Origin of the sequence: Rhodococcus sp. EPR-134, assembly GCF_001647205.1 — a bacterium.
Taxonomy (GTDB): Bacteria; Actinomycetota; Actinomycetes; order Mycobacteriales; family Mycobacteriaceae; genus Rhodococcus_F; species Rhodococcus_F qingshengii.
In genome coordinates, this window is record NZ_LVCT01000058.1 from 1 (window position 1) to 2795 (window position 2795).

The window sequence follows — 2795 nt, forward strand, 5'->3', positions numbered from 1 at the left end:
ACGCGATGGCCACTGCACTGATGACGCACAGGATGATGGCGAGCGGTGAGGCGCGCTTCGGCTTCGGCGACACTTGCTTGGACGTCTCGGGGTTCACTTCTGGGGTCATGGCACAAACTCCACATTCGAGGCAAGCAACTGCCCGTCGACGTCGCACATGGTGATTCGGAGTCGGTAGTTGCGTTCGGCGGGCGCTTCGTCGCCGTTCTTCTGCATCGCGCGCACCGCGACAAGAGAAGTCCCGCAATCACCGTCCGACTTCTCGAACCCGGCTTCGAGCACCTCGCCGTCGGTTTGAACTCCGGCCTGCCCGAGGACGTTGACGAACGAATCCTTGCGTCCGTCGAACTGCGACTTGAACTCGTCGGTGGTGCCGGCGAGAAACTTGTCGAGGTCGGCAGCCGCTGTATCCGCGTGCAGTGTCGTCAGATTCAGTGCGGTGGTCCGGGCACCGGCCACGTAGCGGGCTCGGTCCTCGTCGGCATTGGACGCCTTGTTCCGGTCGACGAGAAGAAACACCGTCAGGGCCGCAAGAGCAACAGCGATCACCGAAGCAATGGCGATCCCGACTACCAACCCGGCCTTGGGCTTCGAACGAACAGGGGTGTCCACAGCAGTTTCTGCGGGGGTTTCGGCGGTACCGGTCGGCTCAGCCTCGGTCGTGACCTGATCACCGCTGACGACCTTCTCAGGTGGAGTATCGGGCTTGCCCAAAGCAACTGGCGCCGCCGCCTTCTGCTCAGCCACCTTCTGCTCAGCCGCCTTCTGCTCGGCTGGCTTCTGTTCGGCCGACTTCTTTTCGGTGGGCACTACTACCGCGGCAGCGTCTGCATCCGCACCCGTGGGTCCGGCGCTGCGGGACGCGCGACGGCGCACCCGCTGCCCGGCCTGTGGATCTTCGTCTGTCATCAACCCTGCTGACCCTTCATGAACTGTTCGAGACTGACGTCGCCGCCACCGAGGTTCGGTTGCGAGTACGTCCTTCCGTCCGGCCCGATGTACGTGCCTGTAATCGGATCGTACCGACGAGCCGAGACCGAAGGCGTCGACGTGTACGAGCTCGGGGTCGCGGTAATCGGTTCCGGAGGCCCGGATTGCGGGTTCGTGCCCATCGGTACGTAGCCGGAACGGCACTGTTCGACCGTCGGCGCACGACGTCCCGGATACTCCTCGCAGGGAAGGTTTCTCGCGCCGCGCACGGCGATCGGCGAATCCTGGGCAACCTGGCAGAAGAGATCCGACGGCGTCTCGATCGGTGATTCGTCCTTCGGACTGCGCCACTGCTCTGCAGGCAGGAATCCTGTAGTGCACGGCGGCGGGTCGTTGACCTCCATGTGGAAGTCCACCAGTGCACCATCCGCAGCCGGGCCGGAGCCTGCCACCGTGACCAGCGCTGCGGCCAGCGGCGGATAGATGACCAGAATCTGCTCGATCGCGTTGTTGTAGATCACGCCGACCTGTCCGACGGACACGAGGTTCGCCAGAAGAATCGGCAATGTCGGCTGCATGTCTTGCAGAAGAGTATTCGCCTCCGCCGCTGCCGCCGGCCCCTTCTGGATGACGGCACGCAGATCAGGGTCGCTGGCTCGGAGCTGATCGGTGAACGTCACCAGATTGCTTGTCCAGGAACGGATGGCGTCGCTGCTGACCACCTGGGTGTCCAGGAGTGGACCGGCCTGCTCGATCAGGGTCTTGGTCGCGTCGGAGTTGTTGTTCGCCTCCTCGACGAACAGCCGAGCCGAGTCGATCAGCTTCTGCAGATCCGGGCCGGCACCGTTGAACGCCTTGAAGGATTCGTCGATGACGGTCTTGAGCTTGGTGTCGGAAATGCTCTGCAGCAACAGATCTGCCTGATCGAGCATCGCGCCGACATCCTGGGGAATGCTGGTTCGGTCTTCGGGAATCACCGATCCGTTTTCCAGATGCCCGTCGACCACGATCGCTCCGGAGCTGTCGGTGTGCGGAATCAGATCGACGAACTGCTCGCCGATCGCCGACACACTCTTGACCGCAGCGTCGACGTCCGAGGGCACCTTGACGCCGCTCTCGAGGGACAGACGCGCATTCACGCCCGTTTCCGACAACTCCACCGCGTTCACGACGCCGATGGTCTGACCGCGGTAGGTGACATTCGAGTTCTTGTACAGCCCACCGGTGGCGGGCAATTCGACAGTGACGTCGTAACGGCCGATACCGACCATCGCCGGAACACGCACGTACTGAGTGGCCATCACGATCAAACCGACAACCGTCAAGACGGCGAAGATGGTGAGCTGGATACGGACGAACTTTGTGAGCATCATGGTGCCGGTGCCCCCTGAGGAAGTCCTGGAATGTTGATCGGCGGAAGTCCCGGAATCTGAATGGCATTCGGATCCGCTGCCGGAGCCTGTCCTGCGGGAGCCTGTCCGGCAGGGGCCTGTGCGGGCGGTGCGGCAGGCTTGAGCGGATCGCTCAACGGGTTGCCTGTCTGTCCGGCGAGCCCCGCCTGCTTACCCAACACGCCTTCTGGTCCGGAGAGTGTTCCGGCCAACGGAGTTCCGGTGAGGAAGTTCGCGTCGAGTCGGGGCAGCGAGATGTCGATGGTCATCGCCAGGTTGGCATAGTCACCGCGGATGACGTTGTCGATTCCGTTCTGTGGGAACGGGAACGTCAAGAGGACTCCGAGAACCTGCGTGAGAGCGTTACCCGAATCCGCCAAGGCCTTCAGAGTCGGCGAAAGAGCCCGAACATTGGTCGCGAAATCGTCGCCGCTCTCCTGGATGACGCGACTGGCCACCTCGCTGAGACCACCG

General features: G+C 62.9%; 2 protein-coding genes and 1 pseudogene. All 3 read right to left on the reverse strand.

The window, feature by feature from the left end:
- Positions 1 to 105: 105 nt before the first annotated feature.
- Entirely contained in the window at positions 106 to 909 is an 804-nt protein-coding gene (locus A2J01_RS34905) for a hypothetical protein (RefSeq protein WP_082654894.1), read from the reverse strand.
- Complete coding sequence (locus A2J01_RS02905) at positions 909 to 2303, reverse strand: MCE family protein (RefSeq protein WP_064111872.1); 1395 nt, start codon at positions 2301 to 2303, stop codon at positions 909 to 911. The genes A2J01_RS34905 and A2J01_RS02905 overlap by 1 nt, the downstream gene beginning before the upstream one ends.
- Positions 2300 to 2795, reverse strand: a pseudogene (locus A2J01_RS02910) (MCE family protein); the annotation flags it as partial. The pseudogene A2J01_RS02910 and the gene A2J01_RS02905, both read right to left, overlap by 4 nt.